Origin of the sequence: Cellulosilyticum ruminicola JCM 14822 (assembly GCF_001311925.1) — a bacterium.
GTDB classification, from domain to species: domain Bacteria; phylum Bacillota; class Clostridia; order Lachnospirales; family Cellulosilyticaceae; genus Cellulosilyticum; species Cellulosilyticum ruminicola.
In genome coordinates this window covers 34,078-52,731 of sequence record NZ_BBCG01000008.1, presented here as the reverse complement: position 1 = coordinate 52,731, position 18,654 = coordinate 34,078, and the positions used below count along the sequence as shown (strand labels likewise).

At 31.8% G+C, this 18,654-nt stretch carries 19 protein-coding genes and 1 other annotated feature; of the genes, 2 read left to right on the top strand and 17 right to left on the bottom strand.

The window, feature by feature from the left end; genetic code table 11:
- Nucleotides 1–561 precede the first annotated feature (561 nt).
- The 17 genes from JCM14822_RS04475 to JCM14822_RS04405 all read right to left on the bottom strand — a co-directional run bounded on the left by JCM14822_RS04475 (nucleotide 562) and on the right by JCM14822_RS04405 (nucleotide 17,068).
- Nucleotides 562–1,323, bottom strand: coding sequence for a TatD family hydrolase (locus JCM14822_RS04475; protein WP_054740060.1), 762 nt, complete (start codon nucleotides 1,321–1,323; stop codon nucleotides 562–564).
- 19 nt (nucleotides 1,324–1,342) lie between these two features.
- Entirely contained in the window at nucleotides 1,343–3,181 is a 1,839-nt protein-coding gene (locus tag JCM14822_RS04470) for a copper amine oxidase N-terminal domain-containing protein (protein WP_054740058.1), read from the bottom strand.
- A gap of 133 nt (nucleotides 3,182–3,314) precedes the next feature.
- Complete coding sequence (locus tag JCM14822_RS04465; protein ID WP_054740057.1) at nucleotides 3,315–3,629, bottom strand: hypothetical protein; 315 nt, start codon at nucleotides 3,627–3,629, stop codon at nucleotides 3,315–3,317.
- A gap of 136 nt (nucleotides 3,630–3,765) precedes the next feature.
- Nucleotides 3,766–4,332 (bottom strand): 5' nucleotidase, NT5C type, encoded by a 567-nt coding sequence (locus JCM14822_RS04460; protein WP_054740055.1) that lies wholly within the window; start codon nucleotides 4,330–4,332, stop codon nucleotides 3,766–3,768.
- A 131-nt stretch (nucleotides 4,333–4,463) separates the two neighbouring features.
- Complete coding sequence (locus JCM14822_RS04455; RefSeq protein ID WP_054740052.1) at nucleotides 4,464–6,149, bottom strand: phospholipid carrier-dependent glycosyltransferase; 1,686 nt, start codon at nucleotides 6,147–6,149, stop codon at nucleotides 4,464–4,466.
- 107 nt (nucleotides 6,150–6,256) lie between these two features.
- The gene (locus JCM14822_RS04450; RefSeq protein WP_054740051.1) at nucleotides 6,257–6,847 is read right to left on the bottom strand and encodes a cyclase family protein; all 591 of its coding nucleotides are present in this window, start codon (nucleotides 6,845–6,847) and stop codon (nucleotides 6,257–6,259) included.
- Nucleotides 6,848–7,113: 266 nt separating this feature from the next.
- Complete coding sequence (locus JCM14822_RS04445; RefSeq protein WP_054740049.1) at nucleotides 7,114–7,581, bottom strand: ATP-binding protein; 468 nt, start codon at nucleotides 7,579–7,581, stop codon at nucleotides 7,114–7,116.
- Between the two features lie 290 nt (nucleotides 7,582–7,871).
- On the bottom strand, nucleotides 7,872–8,465 hold the full coding sequence (locus JCM14822_RS04440; protein ID WP_083461256.1) for a LytR/AlgR family response regulator transcription factor: 594 nt from the start codon (nucleotides 8,463–8,465) through the stop codon (nucleotides 7,872–7,874).
- 199 nt (nucleotides 8,466–8,664) lie between these two features.
- Nucleotides 8,665–10,017, bottom strand: a complete 1,353-nt coding sequence (locus JCM14822_RS04435; RefSeq protein ID WP_054740047.1) for an MATE family efflux transporter — start codon at nucleotides 10,015–10,017, stop codon at nucleotides 8,665–8,667.
- 273 nt (nucleotides 10,018–10,290) lie between these two features.
- Nucleotides 10,291–12,270, bottom strand: coding sequence for a methionine--tRNA ligase (gene metG / locus JCM14822_RS04430; protein WP_054740045.1), 1,980 nt, complete (start codon nucleotides 12,268–12,270; stop codon nucleotides 10,291–10,293).
- Between the two features lie 106 nt (nucleotides 12,271–12,376).
- Nucleotides 12,377–12,659, bottom strand: a binding site (T-box leader).
- A gap of 82 nt (nucleotides 12,660–12,741) precedes the next feature.
- Complete coding sequence (locus tag JCM14822_RS04425; protein ID WP_054740043.1) at nucleotides 12,742–13,317, bottom strand: hypothetical protein; 576 nt, start codon at nucleotides 13,315–13,317, stop codon at nucleotides 12,742–12,744.
- An 85-nt stretch (nucleotides 13,318–13,402) separates the two neighbouring features.
- Complete coding sequence (locus tag JCM14822_RS04420; RefSeq protein ID WP_054740041.1) at nucleotides 13,403–13,723, bottom strand: DUF1540 domain-containing protein; 321 nt, start codon at nucleotides 13,721–13,723, stop codon at nucleotides 13,403–13,405.
- Between the two features lie 20 nt (nucleotides 13,724–13,743).
- Entirely contained in the window at nucleotides 13,744–14,286 is a 543-nt protein-coding gene (locus tag JCM14822_RS04415; protein WP_054740144.1) for an NADH peroxidase, read from the bottom strand.
- A 140-nt stretch (nucleotides 14,287–14,426) separates the two neighbouring features.
- A complete protein-coding gene (locus JCM14822_RS21530; RefSeq protein WP_242861401.1) occupies nucleotides 14,427–14,738 on the bottom strand; it encodes a DUF5680 domain-containing protein in 312 nt (103 codons plus the stop codon).
- Between the two features lie 5 nt (nucleotides 14,739–14,743).
- The gene (locus JCM14822_RS22445; RefSeq protein WP_278287172.1) at nucleotides 14,744–14,875 is read right to left on the bottom strand and encodes a hypothetical protein; all 132 of its coding nucleotides are present in this window, start codon (nucleotides 14,873–14,875) and stop codon (nucleotides 14,744–14,746) included.
- A 243-nt stretch (nucleotides 14,876–15,118) separates the two neighbouring features.
- Entirely contained in the window at nucleotides 15,119–16,300 is a 1,182-nt protein-coding gene (locus tag JCM14822_RS04410; RefSeq protein ID WP_054740039.1) for an SAM-dependent methyltransferase, read from the bottom strand.
- A 201-nt stretch (nucleotides 16,301–16,501) separates the two neighbouring features.
- Nucleotides 16,502–17,068, bottom strand: a complete 567-nt coding sequence (locus tag JCM14822_RS04405) for a hypothetical protein (protein ID WP_054740036.1) — start codon at nucleotides 17,066–17,068, stop codon at nucleotides 16,502–16,504.
- A gap of 137 nt (nucleotides 17,069–17,205) precedes the next feature.
- Between JCM14822_RS04405 and JCM14822_RS04400 the strand changes: the two genes are divergently transcribed.
- Nucleotides 17,206–17,700: an MATE family efflux transporter gene (locus tag JCM14822_RS04400; protein ID WP_172674764.1), complete on the top strand. Its 495-nt coding sequence runs from the start codon at nucleotides 17,206–17,208 to the stop codon at nucleotides 17,698–17,700.
- On the top strand, nucleotides 17,676–18,545 hold the full coding sequence (locus JCM14822_RS04395; protein WP_054740033.1) for an MATE family efflux transporter: 870 nt from the start codon (nucleotides 17,676–17,678) through the stop codon (nucleotides 18,543–18,545). Before JCM14822_RS04400 ends, JCM14822_RS04395 begins: the two co-directional genes overlap by 25 nt.
- Nucleotides 18,546–18,654 lie beyond the last annotated feature (109 nt).

The window sequence follows — 18,654 nt, the reverse complement described above, 5'->3', positions numbered from 1 at the left end:
GCTTAACAAATAAAAGTTTAGTTTTACTTCTACTTATTTAAACAATCGGTTTTTCTCACTTGATCTGGTGAATCGTGCTTTACTACAACATTTTGGTAATAAATGTAATTGCCTGTTTATTGCAACTACAAATAGAATTGTAATATATCTCAACGAGTTTTTCAAGCCTTTTGTAATAATTTTAAAAAATAAAACTCTAAAAAACACAATTTTTTATCAAAACACTACGTATTTTCAAGGGGTTAGAGCACACTTTTTTTAATTTCTAAAAAAAAGTCATTTTAATAATTATGTAACAATTGCTTAATAATAATTTTCTAACATTTTAACAACTTTATACTCCAGTTTTAAACTTATCCCATCTTCTTTATTTAGGCTTCGTTTTTTTATACAATTTTCCTTTTCGCTAAAAAAATTTATTAGATATTTTTATGTGATACCCCTTATTTTTATTTAACTACAATAACCTTAAAGTTTAGTTATACTATACAAAAATAAAAAAGCAACTTTTACAAAAGCTGCTTTTTTATTTTTATTTATTTTCTTTTTCTACATCCAAACCTACTTTATTCTAAAGAGATTTTTAGCATTTTGACAAGTCACCTCATTTATTTCATCTACGCTTATCCCTTTAATTTCAGCGATTTTAGCCACTACATGTTCTAAATAAGAAGAATCATTACGTTTGCCGCGATGTGGCACTGGTGTTAAGTATGGTGCATCTGTTTCGATCAAAATATTTTCAAGTCCAATAGTTTCTACTACTTCTACTGCTTTTCTAGCATTTTTGAAAGTTAGACTACCTCCTACGCCAATATAAAATCCACGCTTAACATATTCTTTCGCAAGCTCCGCACTTCCAGAGAAGCAATGAATAACTCCTTCTTTTACCCCACTGGCCATAATTGTATCGAAGGTTTCCTGACAAGCTTCTCGGCTATGAATAATAACAGGTAAATCCAATTCTTTTGCTAAAGCTAATTGTGCTTTAAACCATTTACGTTGGTCTTCTCTTGGTGATGAATCATAATAATAGTCTAATCCAATCTCACCAATAGCCACTACTTTATCTTCTCCAGCCAATTTCTTAAGCTCTGCTAACTTTTCATCATTTAAGCTTTTACTATCATGTGGGTGTACTCCAATGCTACAATATACAAAAGGATATTTATGTGCTAAAGCTAAGCTTGTATAGCAAGATGGTATATCTGCTGCCACATTAACAATATAATCTACACCTTCCTCATGAATACGCTCAATAAATTCATAACGATCCTCATCAAATCTTTCATCATCATAATGTGCATGTGAATCAAAATACATTTCCTTCTCTCCTTATTTTCTAGTATTCAAAAGTAGCTGTCTTCGTATTTTTATCCCAGCCTACTGTTAAATCTAATATTTTAGCAATCTCAGAAATAGGCACATAAGTTCTACCATTTACTGATTTAGCTGCTGTAATCATTGTACTTTCTTTCCCATCAACTGTCACTGTACTACTGCCTAATGTCATTTTAATAAGCTTACTTGCCGGTATTGTAATAATACTATTAGAAAATTCCACATCATCAGGATTTACCCCTGCTGCCGCTACAGCATAACGAAGCGGTACCATAGTACGCCCACTTTCTACATATGGCATACCATCCATGACACGACTTTCTTCATTAATAGTATAAGTTGAACTTCCTAATATAAACTGAGTAATTGTCTTTTTATTATTTACAGGACGTATATTACTTCCACCGTTATTATTGTTATTTCCACTACTTATATTGCCATTCGCACTATTAGTAGCAGGTTCTTCATATTTTGTTGTAAGAAAATCTTTAAATTCTAGTGTACCTTCTCCTTCTGGCGAAATAGCATTACCACCTATTTTTAAACTATAAGTCCCATCTGGTACACTTTCACTTACATTTACTTTGAAATTACTAATTTCTATAGTAGATGGCTCTGTAGATCTTTGTGTTACACGTAATTTAAATATATTGGGATTTTCTTTATCCCACCCCACTACACTGACCTTCATATTTCCTTCTGTTACTTCTACATCAGGTTCACTTCTAAAGTTGATGCCATCTTGCTGTTCGATTTCTAATGTAATATACCCCTTCTCAAACATTGCTTTCTCTGTTTCACTAATTGTTACATGTCCACCTATTTGACCTTTCACCCCTACTTTAGCCTGAAAGCCTTTTACACTAGTAGTAGCAGGCGCCTTAATTTCACCAATTACTAATCTATCTCCTTTATCTACGCCTCTTCCTTCCATATTAAGAATTACTTCACCTTTTTGCATCACATCTGCATAAATGAGTACATTTCTAAAAGTAATCGTATTACTTGTAGTTCTATCTAGTTCTGGAACAACAAACTCAAATCCTGTAACACGCCCATTTTCATCCTCAATCTTATTAAGTTTAGCGTTAATATCTCTACCATTTAACGATATTGCACCCACACATAATTCTTTTTTACTATCCATGTAAAAATATCCCCTATTTAAAGTAAACTCAATAGTACGCCCAGGCACTAAACTATCCGGCATCCCTTCTGTTAAACTAAAGCTTACTCTACTTGTATCACCAGCAGTAATATCTTCTATGTTCTTGCCTACTCTTTCTAACTTAGCACCATAAGATTTCACCTCTGCTACTACAATATTAGTGGTCTCTTCTAGTGCACCGCTTATTTGAAGTTCTAATTTACCTTCTTTTATAGAATCTGCCACTACCTTTAAATTATTAATTTCAAGTATTCCTGTATTTTTTATTCCTTTATCATATGGTAAGACAATCTTTAAAATTTGAGGATCTTCTTTTCCATTCGTTTTTCCGTAGCTAATATCTACTTCATCCATGTTTTTAAATCCACCAAGATATGTAATCTTTGGTTTATCAGTCGCAAAATTATATCTTGTCCCTTTTAATGATAAGGTAATTGTACGATCTGCTTCTGATTTACTTGTGGTTAATATGCCACTATATCTTTCACTAATCTTAATAGCTGCTAGTGTTCCTTCTTTTTCAATACTAGGGATATCCCCTGTTACCACTCTTACTTCTGCATCATTTGTTAAATATATCGCTGAATAGGTCGCTGCCATAACTGGTACTGCATTAAAAACCAAAGCTGTTGCTATTCCACCTATTAAAATAGCCTTTTGTATATTTTTCATGGCTTTCCTCCATTTATTTCACATTGTATAAGTTGTCATTTTTATACAACTCTATACTTATCCCAATTATATCAGATAAAACATTTCATTTGTGTTACTTTTCTAGATCAAATTCCAACAAAAAAGGGCTTACTTATCGCCCTTCTTTATGATTTTGTACAATACTCTTCATTAACATAACAATGATAAATATATTTAAAATGGGTAGTCCACATAATAAGAATAAAAATGCATATCCTAATGCTTTATTTTCTATTGACCTCTCTAAAAAGCTTGATATAAGATGCTTTAATTTCTCATCTTCCATACTATTAAGCATTTCATTCATACTATCCATTAATTCAAAGGGGTCCATATCTGAATTCCTACTCATCATATTATCTAACATCATCAAACATACAGCACTTACTACACTTATATAATATAGATTAAGTATCTCTTGTAACATAATTTTCCTCCTTTAAATTTATTCTTATATACTATTACAACACTTAACACATCTTATTGCAATACCTTCTATGATTATGTAGCCATCATTTAACGAAAAAGGAGTCATCTAAATAACATAGACAACTCCTTTTCTGTTATGCCATCTTTTCATTTATGTTGCATTCTGCAAGTATATATTCTTCAAATTCTAGCCAATTAGATACCCTAGGATAGTTATGTGATTTACTTGTATTATGTGGCCTATCAAACACTACAACTTTTCCTCCTGCATTAGCGAAATTTTCTATATTATGCATGCCATCATCTAACAAATAGTCACCCTTAATCATAAATTTGTTACTTGCCACAATGATATTGCATTTAGGAAAGAATGGTAAATATTTTTCAATCCATTCATATTTAGCTTCTACAGTTCTTGGATCTGCTGCCGTTACAATATACATTTCAAATAAACCACTATGATATAGTCTCTCAAATACTTCTAATGCATAAGGTGCCGGTTGCAAGTTCCTAAATAAATCCGGATCATGCATTACTGTTTCTATTTCTTGACCAAAGAATTCATATATATCCCAATTAGTACATTGCTCTACCTTGATGTCTGTATGATACTTTTCATTATAAGTCTTAGTAACTAAATCCATATATTCTACAATTACATCATCTTGGTCAATAAGTAAGGTTATTTTATTATTCTTCATTTTCTCACCTCTTTTTTGCTTTAAGCTCTATTATTTTTGAAAACAAGGGGGTTGAAATGACTATCCTAGTTAATACATTGTATTATTTGTCTTATAATTTTGTGCCTATTTTCATCTTTCTCATACCACTGTTAATTAAAGAAATGCCACCAACCCGGAATCCATTGTGTCATTGCTGCATACCATCTCGGAATTGTAACTCCTGCATAAACAGGATAGAAGAATGTAAATATCAAAATAGCTATACCACTAAACCATTTGATTACACTAAACTTTTTAGCTTTCTCTTCTAATTCACTCAACAAACCTACAAGGGTTAAAATCATCAAAGGCACTACAGGAAAATAATGATATAAAAACATAATACGTGAAACAGATACATAAGGTAAATACACTGATAAAATAGCTATTATTAAAAAGGCATAACGCTTATCTCTTTCTACACTTACTTCTTTCACAGCATAAAGCATACCTACTATACTACTCCACCATATAATCGGATTACCAAAAGCCACTATACTTGCAATAAATCCTTCTTTTACAGCTCCTTGATAATACCAAACAGGTTTAATATCTAATGGCCATAAATACCATGGTGATGTAAATGGATGGGTTACATTTAACTGTGAATGATATCTATACATTCGAAGCTGTAATGCCACAAAATCTTTGATACTTGTATTTTCAGTTCTTAAGAAGAATGGAATATAACTCACTAAATAAATTACTATAGGAATCACAATAAAAAATCCTACACAGCTACCAATTATAATAGGTACCTGTTCTTTAAACTGATTATGATAACTTACTGTTTTTAATCTATTATATAAGTTTGCAAAGAAAATAACTGCAAGTCCAAGTGCTATATACATGCCACTCCATTTAGTTGCCATAGCCGCACCTAAAAATATCCCTGAAAAGCACAAATTAACCAGCTTTTTACCAAGACTTTCTTTATTGCCACATTGTACATATTGATACATAAATAATAAAGATAACAATACAAAGAGTACAATAAAACTGTCTACTGTTGCAATACGTGTCTGCACAAAATGCATACCATCTACTGCCAAAAATAAAGCTGCTAAAAAAGCCTCTCTCGTCTTTCCAAAAAGTCTCTTAGCAAAAATATATATAACTGCTAACATAAGTATTCCAGCAATATTCCCCATTAGCCTATAACTCAATGTATTCATACCCCATAATCTAATAGGTATCGAAATAATGAGTTCACCTAATGGTGGATGTGTCCATTCATAAATATCCATACCATGAACATATTCATAAGCTGTTCTTGCATGATAAATTTCATCAAAGTAAGTACTATTTAAATAGCTAATTTCTTTTGGATTAGTATCTGCTTCATCAATCAGTACTTGAGCTATGGCATTAACTGCTACACCTGAAACTATATTCCCATCTGTATCATATAAAACAATTTCGCCTATGATACCTTCCTCTCGTCCCTCAATAGCCAAATACCTAAAGGTATATGGTAAATCCATTTCAGACCAAGCAAACACCTTAGGTTCTTCTAAAGTCGCTACTGCTTCAAAATTCTCACCATCGTTTGATATCAGTATTGTATAGTTTCCAACTCTAGCACCTGTAAAACACCTCATTTTACTTATACTTATTACTTGATTTAAATCAATAACTGCCCTATTCCCCTGTTCTTGTACATTCCAAAATGTCTGTGGATTTTTAAAACTTGCTAAATTAATAAAAGAAATGATACCATATACAATCATAATACATATCATGAGCCCTAAATCTCTCATGGTTAAAGAATAGTTCTTCTCACGCCTATTACTCATTTCCATTCTCCTTTTCTAGGTTATTACTCCTACTTTATTAAATTATAGCAAGCTTGTCCCTAAATTATACAAAAAAAGTCCTCAAATAAAGGACTTTCTTTTATCAATTATATTCCATCTTCATCTGTAGGCTGAACTGCTACTACTCTGCATTTCATACCTGTAGCCTCTGGATCTTCATGCCACATTGTAAGTATTTTACATACTTCCTGTGGTCTGATTTTATCTAGATTTGTAAGGTTCTCTATAACAAAGGTTCCACGACTTAAAAAGATTTTATCTGCTTCTGTGTGTTCTTTTCCTTTTCTAAGATCTGATGCATCGATTCCTATAAATTTAATCTCCTCCATAGCTAACTCTTGAATAAGTTCCCAAGATAAGTTTGGACTATCACTAAAATATAGTCCACTACCATAAGGATGTCTCTCGATTACACCTGTACGAATTAATACAAAATCCCCTGGTTTTACATAATCTAAATCAATGTCATCACAAGTGATTTCTCTATCCTGAATATGACTTACATCAAACAATACCCCTCTTGTCTGCATATAATCCAGTGGCACTTGTATATCTCCATATAAATCAAAATGTGTCCCAACATGTCCCATAACAATATCTTTTTTAAGCTGAGCTTCTGCCATCTTATAAATACGATTTGTCTTCTTTACTTGAAGTGTTAAATCAATGTATTCCACGTGCTACCTCCATAGTTATTACAACATATCTTTTATTTCATTTCTTACTATGACACATGTGAACTATTTATTCAAGTTTTATAACATAAAAAAACAGCCATTCGTTATCTGCACCGAATGACTGTCTTTCTTTGATACCTAGCTCTCCATTACTAAGTATCGCCCCATAATTTATTGCCTCAATATCTATTTCCTACGTATAGTTTACTACACTACCTCTATATTGCATACACTTTTTGTTTAAACAGCTATTTTTATTGTATTAACTACATTTTTACATTTATAGTAATAACTAACTTAAATCGAAAATCATTCATTCCTTCTTTTATAATATATTCACCATTATATCTATCTAATGCTCTCTTAATATTTTTGATGCCTAAGCCATGTAACTTCTTATCTTTCTTTTGTGTAATTAATTGATTATTACACCACTTATTCATATGCTCTTTTGAATTTCTAATCTTAATTACTAAAAAGTCTTGTGTTATTTGACTCTCCATATAAATATACTTCTTAATACCTTCACTATTAATCTTTTCACAAGATTCTATAGCATTATCAATAGCATTTGCAAATATGCTACATAAATCTTTATCTTCTATAAAACCACATGAATTCAAATCCAAATTCACTCTTAACTGAATCTGTTCGTTATCATAAGCCATACTTTTTTGTCTTAAAATTGCATCTACTACAGAGTAACCTGTTTTATAAATCTCTTTTGTAAGCATTACTTCTTTTTCTAAAGCATTAATATATCTTGTAATCTCACCTTGACCTTTTGTAACTTCTTTAATACATGAAATATCATTATTAATATCATGATAACAATGGGTGAAAATATACTCTACCTACTGCTAAAATTATAGCATCTACTCAATCTAATATACTCAAATAGGTTGCACTAATCATTCTTACTCTCCAATTATGTAAGTCAATGCCTTCTTAAATTCTCTTGCTTTAAATCGGCTAATCGGTATTTCTTTATCATCAATACATAAAAAATCCTTTTCTATGTATTCTATTTTTTTAAGTTAACTAAATATCCTCTATGGCATCTAAAAAATACCTCAGGGTCTAGTTTCTTTTCAAGTTCTCCTAAATTTATATGCGTATCATATACTCTTTGCTTTGTATAAATATTAATCTTTCTACCATAAGTTTCAGCATATAGAATATCACTCATCAAAATCTTATATGAAGAATATTGACTCTTTATCCATACATATTCTTCATTTTTCTTTAAAATTTCTTCAATACAAGGGAGCACTTGTCTTCTAAACTCTTTTTCTTCAATAGGCTTTATAATGTAACGTCTTGCACTCACTTCATAGCCTTCTTGCATGTATGAAGTTAAACCAGATACAAAAATAATGTCTACATTCTTATCACGTTCTCTTATTCTTCTAGCAGTTTCCATTCCCGTTAACTCGCCCATCTGTATATCTAAAAAAATAAGTTGTGCTTTCGATACATAATTATTCAGTAACTGTTCACCTGATTCATATTCAATAAATTCATAAAGAACCCCTAATTCTCCTAATATCAAGCTTAAATAGCTTTTTAATTGTTCTCTTTGAGTTTTTTCATCTTCACAAATTACAATTGTAAACATAGCTTCTTCCTCACATTATTCAAGTCTAAATATTGCCTATCAATCTATTCTATTATGTATAATATATTATAATCTCACTTAGAAAATTTAGCAACTATACTCTTTTTTGTAAAAAAAAAAATGCAATCTAAAAATTATACCCCCCACAAACTTTCTTATAATTTTAAGTTTGTAGGGGGTATTTTATTAATTAATCAAATTATGCAATGACATTTTTAAGCCATTTACCTGATTTTAAACGAACAAGTTCAAATGGTATTTTAACAATCTCCTCTGTACATACTAAAAGAAATACAATATGCACTGGTAACTTAAATACTAAAACACCAATGAATGCTAGTGGTACAGAATAAAGCCAAATTGTACCTGCTTGTACAATCATTGAATAAGTTGTATCGCCTCCACCTCTAAATACACCAATAATCATAATCGCATTAAATGTTCGAAGGGGCATTACAACTGCCATAACGCGTAATACTTTAATGGCTGCCAAAGCTGTTTCTGTTTTAATATTAAATAAAGTTACAACACTAGGTGCCGAAAACCACATAGCTATACCTAATATAATCCCAATAAGTGGCGTAAGTTTGCCAACATGTGAAGCATATTGATGTGCGATATCTTCTTCGCCTGCACCAATTTTATTTCCAATCATAATTGCCGCTGCAAAACCTATACCTGTTAAGAAGATAAAGAACATATTAATGATTGTTGTTGAAATCTGCATTGTTGCTGAAGCATCTGTACTGATTTTAGCATAAGCAGTAGCGTATGCTGCTGAACCTACTGAGAAAATTAATTCATTCACAATAACAGACCATGATGTTTTAAAATAAGTTTTGATTGTACCCATATTAAAGTTCATAAGTTCATTAAACTTAGCTGCTACTTTATTTTTACTACAATAAACAACACTTACGATGAAAATTACTTCTATTAAACGTGCAATCATTGTTGCAAATGCCGCACCATTTACACCCATTTGAGGCGCACCAAATTTCCCAAAGATTAATACCCAATTTAAAACAACATTTACTGCTACACCGATGAGACTTGCAAACATTGGTGCTTTAGTTTGCTCCGTACTTCTAAGAGCTGCTGAAAAAGCTTGAGTTACACCCATAAATAAACAGCTGATTGCTACTATTTTAAGATAAATTACACCAATCACAATTACTGCTGGGTCACTTGTTAAGATACCCATTACAATATGTGGTGCAAAAAACGCTACCCCGCCAAATAAAGCTGAAGCACCAAGTCCTACTACTAAATCTATTCCTAAAAATGTTTTAATCCCTTTTAAATCACGGCCGCCCCAGAACTGTGACATAAATACACTTGCCCCTGCATTGATTCCCATAAGACATAGTGTAAACACAAACATATATTGATTAGCAAGTCCTACTGCTGAAATTGCTGTTTCTCCTAATTTTCCTACCATCATTGTATCCACTAAGTTAAGTGATGATGTAATGAAACTTTGAAGTGTAATAGGAATTGCTAACATAAGCAATGTACTTAAAAACGCTTTGTCTTTAAAAACTTTCTTCATACTTTTCCTCCATTAAAACTCTGCCATTTTCCTAAAGTTATGTACCTTTATTTATAATATAAAATCAGCATTCTATATTATGCCAAAATTTAGAATAAAAAAAGAAACAACTAATGGGTAGTCTAGCCGCCCATCTGCTGTTTCATATATTAATGCTATTTTGTTCTAATTTAACCATTTAACATTATGTTATAGTTTGGAATAAATGTCAATGCCTTTTAGAGCATTAACATTTATTCCTAATTACCTATATAAATCCAATAAACGTACAAATTAACGTACAGTTGCACCGCTTACCATTTCGCCAAGTGGTCCTACTGCAACTAAGTTTCCATTGTCATCTGATGCACAAAGAACCATACCTTGAGATAAGATACCACGAAGTTTAACTGGTTTAAGATTAGTAACAACTACTACTTTTTTACCAACGAATTCTTCTGGTGTATAATATGCTGCAATACCAGATACAATTTGTCTTACTTCTTCACCGATTTTAATTTTAGAAACTAAAAGCTTATCAGCTTTTGGTACTTTTTCACATTCGATTACTTCACCAATTTTAAGTTCAACTTTAGCGAAATCATCAATTGTGATTTCAGACACTTCGAGTACCTTTTCTTCTTTAGCAGCTTTTTTATCTGCTTTTTTAGCTTCAGCTTTTGGTTCTTCTTTTTTCTCAATTGTTGGTGCATGAGCTTCTAAGATTTCAAGTTCTTTTTCTTTATCAATACGTGGGAACATATTTTCACCTTTTTTAGCTGCTACAACTTTTGGAAGGCTGCCAAATGTATGAATTGTATCCCAAGCAGTAAGTTCTCCTCTTGTAATACCAAATTGTGTCCAGATTTTTTCTGGTGTTTGTGGCATAAATGGTTCAATCATGATACTTACGATACGGATTACTTCTGATAATGTATAAAGAACACCAGCAAGTTTAGCTTTGTTAACTTCATCTTTAGCAAGTACCCATGGCATTGTTTCATCAATGTATTTGTTCATTCTTCTAATGATTACCCAAATATCTTCAAGAGCGTTGTTGAAGAATAATTTTTCCATATTAGCTTCCATCTTAGCAATTTGTTCTTTTACAACGTTTTGAACGTCAGCATCAAATTCATTGCCTTCTTGTTCTTCTGGAAGTGTACCAAAATATTTTTCAATCATGGCAACTGTTCTAGATGTTAAGTTACCAAGGTCATTTGCAAGATCAGAGTTGATTCTTGAGATAAGTGCTTCATTTGAGAAGTTACCATCTTGACCAAATGCGATTTCACGAAGTAAGAAGTAACGGATTGCATCGCTACCATAACGTCCTACAAGTACGCTTGGATCAACTACTGTTCCTTGAGATTTACTCATTTTACCACCATTGATTACAAGCCATCCATGACCGAATACTTGTTTTGGAAGTGGAAGGTCCATAGCCATAAGCATTGCTGGCCAAATAATAGTATGGAAACGAATGATTTCTTTACCTACTAAATGTACATCTGCTGGCCAGAATTTCTTGAAGTTAGCATCATCTTCTTGTAAATAACCAAGTGCAGAAATGTAGTTTGATAAAGCATCAAGCCATACATATACTACATGACCTGGATCAAATTCTACTGGAATACCCCATTTAAATGATGTACGAGATACACAAAGATCTTCAAGTCCTGGTTTTAAGAAATTATTAATCATTTCGTTTTGTCTTGTTTGAGGCTTTATGAAATCTGGGTGAGATTCAATGTACTCAATAAGACGAGCTTGGTATTTAGAAAGTTTAAAGAAGTAAGATTCCTCTTTTACTTTTTCTACTGGTCTACCACAGTCTGGACATTTGCCATCTACTAATTGGTGTTCTGTGAAGAAACTTTCACATGGTGTACAGTAAAGACCTTCATATTCACTTTTGTAAATGTCACCTTGATCATAAAGTTTTTTGAAGATTTTTTGTACTGTCTCTTTATGTTCCTTGTCTGTTGTACGAATGAATTTATCATAGCTAATGTCCATAGTTTTCCATAAATCTTTAATCCAATCTACGATATTATCTACAAATTGTTGTGATGTAACACCTTCTTCACCAGCACGTCTTTCAATTTTTTGACCGTGTTCATCTGTTCCTGTTAAGAACATTACATCATATCCACGAAGACGTTTATATCTTGCCATAGCATCTGCTGCTACTGTTGTGTATGAATGTCCAATGTGAAGTTTGTTACTTGGATAATAAATAGGTGTTGTGATATAAAATGTTGGTTTACTCATTTTTCGACTCCTTATTATGTTTTATATATTGAACTTTTAAATATACTAATGTGTTTTCAGTCATTAAAAGTCAAAAAAACTCGCCTCTATGACTGTTTACACATTTCATAGAGACGAGGTATTATATACTCTCGTGATACCACTCTAATTCATTTATGCCTCACGGACATAAACCTCAATAAGTACGATTACTGTGCATAAATCATGCTTTGTAATTTATACTCTGTTGCTATAACAGGCAACCCCCGTTGCAGCCTAAACTTCTATATTTAAAAGTTGTCGGTGCACCACTCCAAGACCATCTTCAATCTATTTTCTTTACTTCTTCTCAGCTACCGAAGCTCTCTTAAAAAGATTACTAGACCTACTCTTCTTTTCATTGCGTTTATTTTTATCTTTAGTATTCTATCATAGTATACCCGTTTTTACAATATATCCATACACTCATAAGAAGAAATATCCTAGCTGTATCTAACTATTTAGATTTTCATGTTGCATAAATTTAAAGGTTTTAATAATTAATGGTAAGTTTTCTCGATTAGTCCATATAATGATATATTGATAAGGCACCCCATTTATAATCATAGGGTTCTTATACTGTACAACCAATGCTGCCTCCCTATCTTTAATTAATGTACCTTGATCTTCTGAAGGAATAATTTCTCTAGCAGGTTGACCATCTATTGTGAGTTTTCTAACCATAGGATTACTACCATATGGTTTATAAGCTTCATTAATCTGCTCTTGTATTGCTGAGTCTATATTATTACTATTACCTTCAAAACCAGCTACTTCAAAAAATCCACCAATGCCTTCATATTTATTATCATAACGCGGATTCTTATTCCAACTTGCAGGGTATTTAAAAATAACACCATAATCCTCACTTATAAAATTATCCAATCTTGCATTACTCATATTAGATATCATACCTTGATCTAAAAATTCACTTTCCCTTTTATCATGTTTACTTACTTTAGGACTTGAAGTTAACGTCTTTAAAGCAAGTAAACATAAACCTATTGTAGATATTCTGTCATATTCCATATTGCTACCTCATAAAAAATATATCTCTATAAATATGATATTTTTCTACACTACAATATGTTACCTAAAACTCCTATTTTATACTTTATTTTTTCTTGAAACTGAGGCAATCTGTTTCTGTATAAATATCTACTTCTTCAGCACCTCCCACTTGTATTTGATTAAGTGTACAGTGCTCATTTGCATGATATTCACAAGTATCCACACGACAGAGAATAGCGTCAATATCCCCTCTATTTTCTGTATATTGAGCAAGATTACTATATCCTAAACGATTTAAGAAAGTACCACAGCAAGTATCACATTTATCTTGTGCACCCTTTCCTCCAATATTTACAATATTTGCACAACAATCTTTTTGTTGATTATAAGAACAGTTTTCTACACTACAATTAATTCTTGGCATATTTCTAGTCCTCCTTGATGCTATTTAAAATATCTATCTAATAAACCCTTAAATACGCAGCCATGTCTTGCTTCATCTTTTGCCATTTCATGTACTGTATCATGAATAGCATCTAAATTTTGTTGTTTAGCAAGAGTAGCAAGTTCCTTTTTGCCTTGGCATGCACCATATTCTGCGTCAATTCTTGCTTTCAAATTAGCTTTAGTATCTGCTCGTACAACTTCTCCTAAAAGTTCTGCAAATTTAGAAGCATGATCTGCTTCTTCATATGCAATACGTTTATAAGCTTCAGCAATTTCTGGATATCCTTCTCTATCAGCTTGTCTACCCATAGCAATATACATACCAACTTCAGTACATTCACCCATAAAATCAGCTCTTAAATCTTCTAGAATTTTAGGATCCACCCCTTCTGCTACTGCAATTCTGTGTTCATCTGCCCATTGTAACTCACCTACTTGTTCTTTAAACTTTTCGCTAGATACATTACAAATTGGACATTTTTCTGGAGGTGTATCTCCTTCATAAACATAACCACACACTGTACATATATATTTTTTCATTAAATCATCCCTTTCTGATAAATATTTGCGTATGTATTTATTGTCCCTTTTTTTCTCCTTTTTATTCCCTTCCCCATTACAGTACACAAAAAAGAGACCCCAAAAAATAACTTTTCAGAAGTCTCTTCACTTATTCTCTCTTACTTTATAAAACCGCCTTGGAACATTGCTTCATATACTTTAGTCCCTTTATACATAATTTTTTCGCATCCTACAAACCATCCAAAATCTCCTTCAACACGGCACTTATATGTAAAGTTACCTTTCATAAAGAATTTTGGACCTCTATAAGGATATTCTTCTGTGCTTCTCTTTAATGCTTCTTTCAGAAAATCAATATCAAATTCATCACTTAGGGCCCTGCCTGTATAATTTAATCCCCATATAGGTTGATTATTTTCCCATACAGCTTCTTCTCCTACAAACTGCTCGCTTCCTAAATAAGTATCTATATATTTCAGACTTTCATTTTCATATAAAAATCATGTGAATCCGGCCTTGTTCCATTTACTTCATTTTGTGCTATTGCATAAGTATTTCTCTTGGCTTCACATAAAAATTTAGTTAATTCCTTTTTGCTTGTATTCATAATATAGCCCCCTTTATCTTATTAATTTTCTTCGAAAAGCTTATTCTATTTATTCTATTTTATCATTTCTAAAATAATACCCCTAGCTTTACTTTTTCTTTTACATATAGAATAATTCGCTTTATTTTTATAGAATTTGTTAAAGGATTTTAACATTTAATCTAGTACCTTTATTAATACATAAAAATAGGAGCTATTTTCATATTAAGAAGCTCCTATTTTATCCTTGTTTTTAATCCTCTTTTATTCTTTATAAAGATGTTCTCTTGTAAGTGGCAGATTATTATTAACTCCTTTTGTAAATAAAATCTGATGCAAGTCTACTACACCATTGTTAAAACTAGCTGCACAAGCACATAAATACATACGCCACATACGTATAAATCTTTCATCAAACATTTTCTTAACTTGATCAATATTCTGCTCAAAATTGTCATGCCAATTAAGCAATGTTCTAACATAATGCTGTCTTAAACTTTCAATATCTCTTACATGATATCCATAGTCTGCTGACAAATCTATGATTTCCCTCAGGCTAGGTATAACACCTCCTGGGAAAATATATTTCTTAATCCACGCATCTCCTGGATGTTCCCTCAATCCACTAATATAATGTAATAAAAATACCCCTTTTTCCTTCATAACTGCATCTACACTTTTGAAAAATTGTTCATAATTTTCCCTGCCTACATGTTCCAACATCCCTACACTCACAATGCGGTCAAATTTACGTTCCATATGTTTTAAATCTCTATAATCTATGAGCTGTACATCTAAATAGTCTTCTAGCTTTTCCTCTGCAATACGTTTTTTGAATTCTTTATATTGCTGCTCACTCAATGTAATACCTAAACCATGAATCCTATACTTCTTTGCTGCTTCAATTAATAAAAATCCCCATCCACAACCTATATCCAAAAGACTCATTCCTTGTTGTAAACTTAATTTCTTCAAAATATAACCTACCTTATTAATTTGAGCTTCTTCTAAAGAATTATCATCTTTTTTGAAATAAGCGCAAGAATAACTCAAAGTAGGATCTAACCATAACTTATAAAAATCATTACCTATATCATAATGAGAAGATACTTCTTTCTTTTGATTACTCTTAGTTCCTGATGTATATAAAATCTTCTTCATAGCATGTTTGTCCGTGATGAATTGACTTTGAAATTTAAAGATTTCATCTAATGCCATTACTAAATCGCCTTCTATCTCCATCTCCCCATTCATATAAGCTTCACCTAATGCTAACGATGTGCTTTTCATCAAATCCCTGTATGGTACTGGCTTATGGAAAACCACCTTAAACTTAGAAGGTAATTCACCTATATGAAACTCTTCTCCGGATTCAAACATTACATCAAAGGCTGTCCCATCAAATCTGTTTAAAAACTTCTTCATCAGTATTGCTTGTATACTCATCTATCTCACTCCTTTTATAGAAGTATCTCCTTATTTTCCTAAAGAATACGCAAACATTTACCAATTACTTGAAGTTTTTCTTTAAACTCTCTTCAAGTAGTACTTCATATATAGTTAAAGTCATACTTGAACACTTTACTTAACGTATTCTTCAAGTATCACTTTAATATTCCTTAACGTTTTACTTTAACTCATATTTTCTTAGATTAATTCATTTGCTTTTAAATAAGCATCTGCTTCTTTGTAAGCTCTTGTTAAATTACTTCCACCATAAACAGTTGTTTTCTTACCATTAATAACTCTTTCACACTTTCCAAAGTATACAATTTGTTCTCCATAATACTCATCCATAGAGGCTGTGAAATAGTAATCCTTTGCTTTTTCCTCTCCAAATTTAATGAATAAATCGCTATATATATCTTCTTCTAAATTACCTTCTTCCTCTGCCATCTTTACATGGAATTTATAAACGCAGTAGCAGAAGAATGCTACTTTATCCTTTTCTTCTAAATGATCAAAGATTAAATTATGTAAATATTTATTGCCTACATAATCTGAACACTTAATGCCTTTATTTCTTGCATAAGCAATAAGTCCTCTTACCGCTCTTTCGTCATCATCTAACTCACAATTTATAATTGCTTCCGCATCTCCCCTTGTAATGCCTTCTGGTAATACAAGCCCTATGCTCTTGGCATATTTCTTTTGTCTTTCTGCTACTGGTCCTAAATCTAACCTATTAGGTAATTTTTCTCTTTTTGATCTCATATAATTGTCCTCTTTTATATTTTTTATTTTTATTTTTAATTAACTAGTCCTAAAAAGGATTTGTACACATATACTTTATTTAGAATTAATTTTTTAGACTGACTTCATCTAAATAACTTTTATTGGAGGAGATGATTTTGAAAGAACAAGGTCTTATTACAAGTACTATCATTTTAACCCTTACATCCTTTTTTACACGTACTCTAAATATGATTTCCATCATCTTTTTATCCCATCTATTAGGTACAGAGGGTATGGGGCTTTATCATCTCATTATCACCGTATACATGATTGCCATTGTGTTTGCTTCATCTGGTCTAAGTTCCTCTGTTTCTAAATTAGTTGCTGAAGAACTGGGCCAAAAGCACCTACGTAACGCCGCTCATATTATGAAGATTGCTTTAACCTTTAGTGCTTTTCTAAGTTTACTAGTTGGTGTAAGCTTCTTCTTTTTTGCACCATTTATCGCCAAAAACTTTGTTCAAGATACTCGGGCCATTTTAAGCCTCCGCATTTTATCTATTAGTATCCCCTTTATTGCTTGTTCTTCTTGCTTTAAGGGATACTTTTATGCCACAAAAAAGCAAGTCTTCCAGCTAGTAGCGAAATGCTTGAACAAATCATTAAAGTAAGTCTTACCTTACTTATGCTTACCATAAAAGAAACTTCCAACCAAACTTACACTTATGGACTAATTGGTTTATGCCTTACTATTGGTGAAGTCGTTTCATGGAGCTATTTACTTTCATTATACATATTAAGCCGCAAACATACACCCTATACAACCGAACAACTTGCTTCATCTAAGAGCCTTTTTATAAATCTTATTAAGATTGCCCTGCCTATTGCAGCAATTTCTTATGTTTCTTGTATATTTGTCTCTACAGAGAATATTCTTATTCCTGCCGGACTCAAAAAATACGGTGCTTCATCAACTACTTCTTTAAGTCTATATGGTATGTTAAAAGGTATGGTTATTCCCATTCTTTTCTTCCCTTCCGCATTTCTTACAGCTTTCTGTACGACACTCATTCCAGAAATTGCACGGGCTAATATACTAAACCAAAAAGAACGTGTCCATTCTATTATTAACAAAGTACTTCAATTCACACTGATACTTAGTATTTTTGCTGCAAGTTTATTTATTAACTATGCAGATGAAATAGGCATTGTTTTATATCATAATAATCAAATAGGCAGTATGCTTCGCTGCCTTGCAATTATTGTACCATTTATGTATGTAGAAGTTGTTACTGATGCAATTTTAAAAGGTTTAGGCAAACAAGTAAGTTGCCTAAAATACAGTATTTTTGATACTTTATTTCGTATTACAACAATCTACTTTTTCATACCTATTAAAGGAATTTTTGCTTTTTTAGGTATTATGATTATCAGCAATATCACCACATCATCCTTAACTTCAATAAATTACGAGATACTACCAAACTTAAATTGCAGTTTACCAACTGGGTCCTAAATCCACTTGTTGCTTCACTATCTGGGACTACCTTCTCTAAACTTATATTAAATTTACTCTTTCATTATAATATTGCAACCAGCTTTAGACTCATATTAGGTGTTGGCCT

Excerpts from the sequence above, each read along its gene's own strand:
- JCM14822_RS04475 (WP_054740060.1), bottom strand. The coding sequence starts at position 1,323 with ATGTATTTTGATTCACATGCACATTATGATGATGAAAGATTTGATGAG.
- JCM14822_RS04470 (WP_054740058.1), bottom strand. The coding sequence starts at position 3,181 with ATGAAAAATATACAAAAGGCTATTTTAATAGGTGGAATAGCAACAGCT.
- JCM14822_RS04465 (WP_054740057.1), bottom strand. The coding sequence starts at position 3,629 with ATGTTACAAGAGATACTTAATCTATATTATATAAGTGTAGTAAGTGCT.
- JCM14822_RS04460 (WP_054740055.1), bottom strand. The coding sequence starts at position 4,332 with ATGAAGAATAATAAAATAACCTTACTTATTGACCAAGATGATGTAATT.
- JCM14822_RS04455 (WP_054740052.1), bottom strand. The coding sequence starts at position 6,149 with ATGAGTAATAGGCGTGAGAAGAACTATTCTTTAACCATGAGAGATTTA.
- JCM14822_RS04445 (WP_054740049.1), bottom strand. The coding sequence starts at position 7,581 with ATGCTTACAAAAGAGATTTATAAAACAGGTTACTCTGTAGTAGATGCA.
- JCM14822_RS04440 (WP_083461256.1), bottom strand. The coding sequence starts at position 8,465 with ATGTTTACAATTGTAATTTGTGAAGATGAAAAAACTCAAAGAGAACAA.
- JCM14822_RS04435 (WP_054740047.1), bottom strand. The coding sequence starts at position 10,017 with ATGAAGAAAGTTTTTAAAGACAAAGCGTTTTTAAGTACATTGCTTATG.
- metG (WP_054740045.1), bottom strand. The coding sequence starts at position 12,270 with ATGAGTAAACCAACATTTTATATCACAACACCTATTTATTATCCAAGT.
- JCM14822_RS04425 (WP_054740043.1), bottom strand. The coding sequence starts at position 13,317 with ATGGAATATGACAGAATATCTACAATAGGTTTATGTTTACTTGCTTTA.
- JCM14822_RS04420 (WP_054740041.1), bottom strand. The coding sequence starts at position 13,723 with ATGCCAAGAATTAATTGTAGTGTAGAAAACTGTTCTTATAATCAACAA.
- JCM14822_RS04415 (WP_054740144.1), bottom strand. The coding sequence starts at position 14,286 with ATGAAAAAATATATATGTACAGTGTGTGGTTATGTTTATGAAGGAGAT.
- JCM14822_RS22445 (WP_278287172.1), bottom strand. The coding sequence starts at position 14,875 with ATGAATACAAGCAAAAAGGAATTAACTAAATTTTTATGTGAAGCCAAG.
- JCM14822_RS04410 (WP_054740039.1), bottom strand. The coding sequence starts at position 16,300 with ATGAGTATACAAGCAATACTGATGAAGAAGTTTTTAAACAGATTTGAT.
- JCM14822_RS04405 (WP_054740036.1), bottom strand. The coding sequence starts at position 17,068 with ATGAGATCAAAAAGAGAAAAATTACCTAATAGGTTAGATTTAGGACCA.
- JCM14822_RS04395 (WP_054740033.1), top strand. The coding sequence starts at position 17,676 with ATGCTTGAACAAATCATTAAAGTAAGTCTTACCTTACTTATGCTTACC.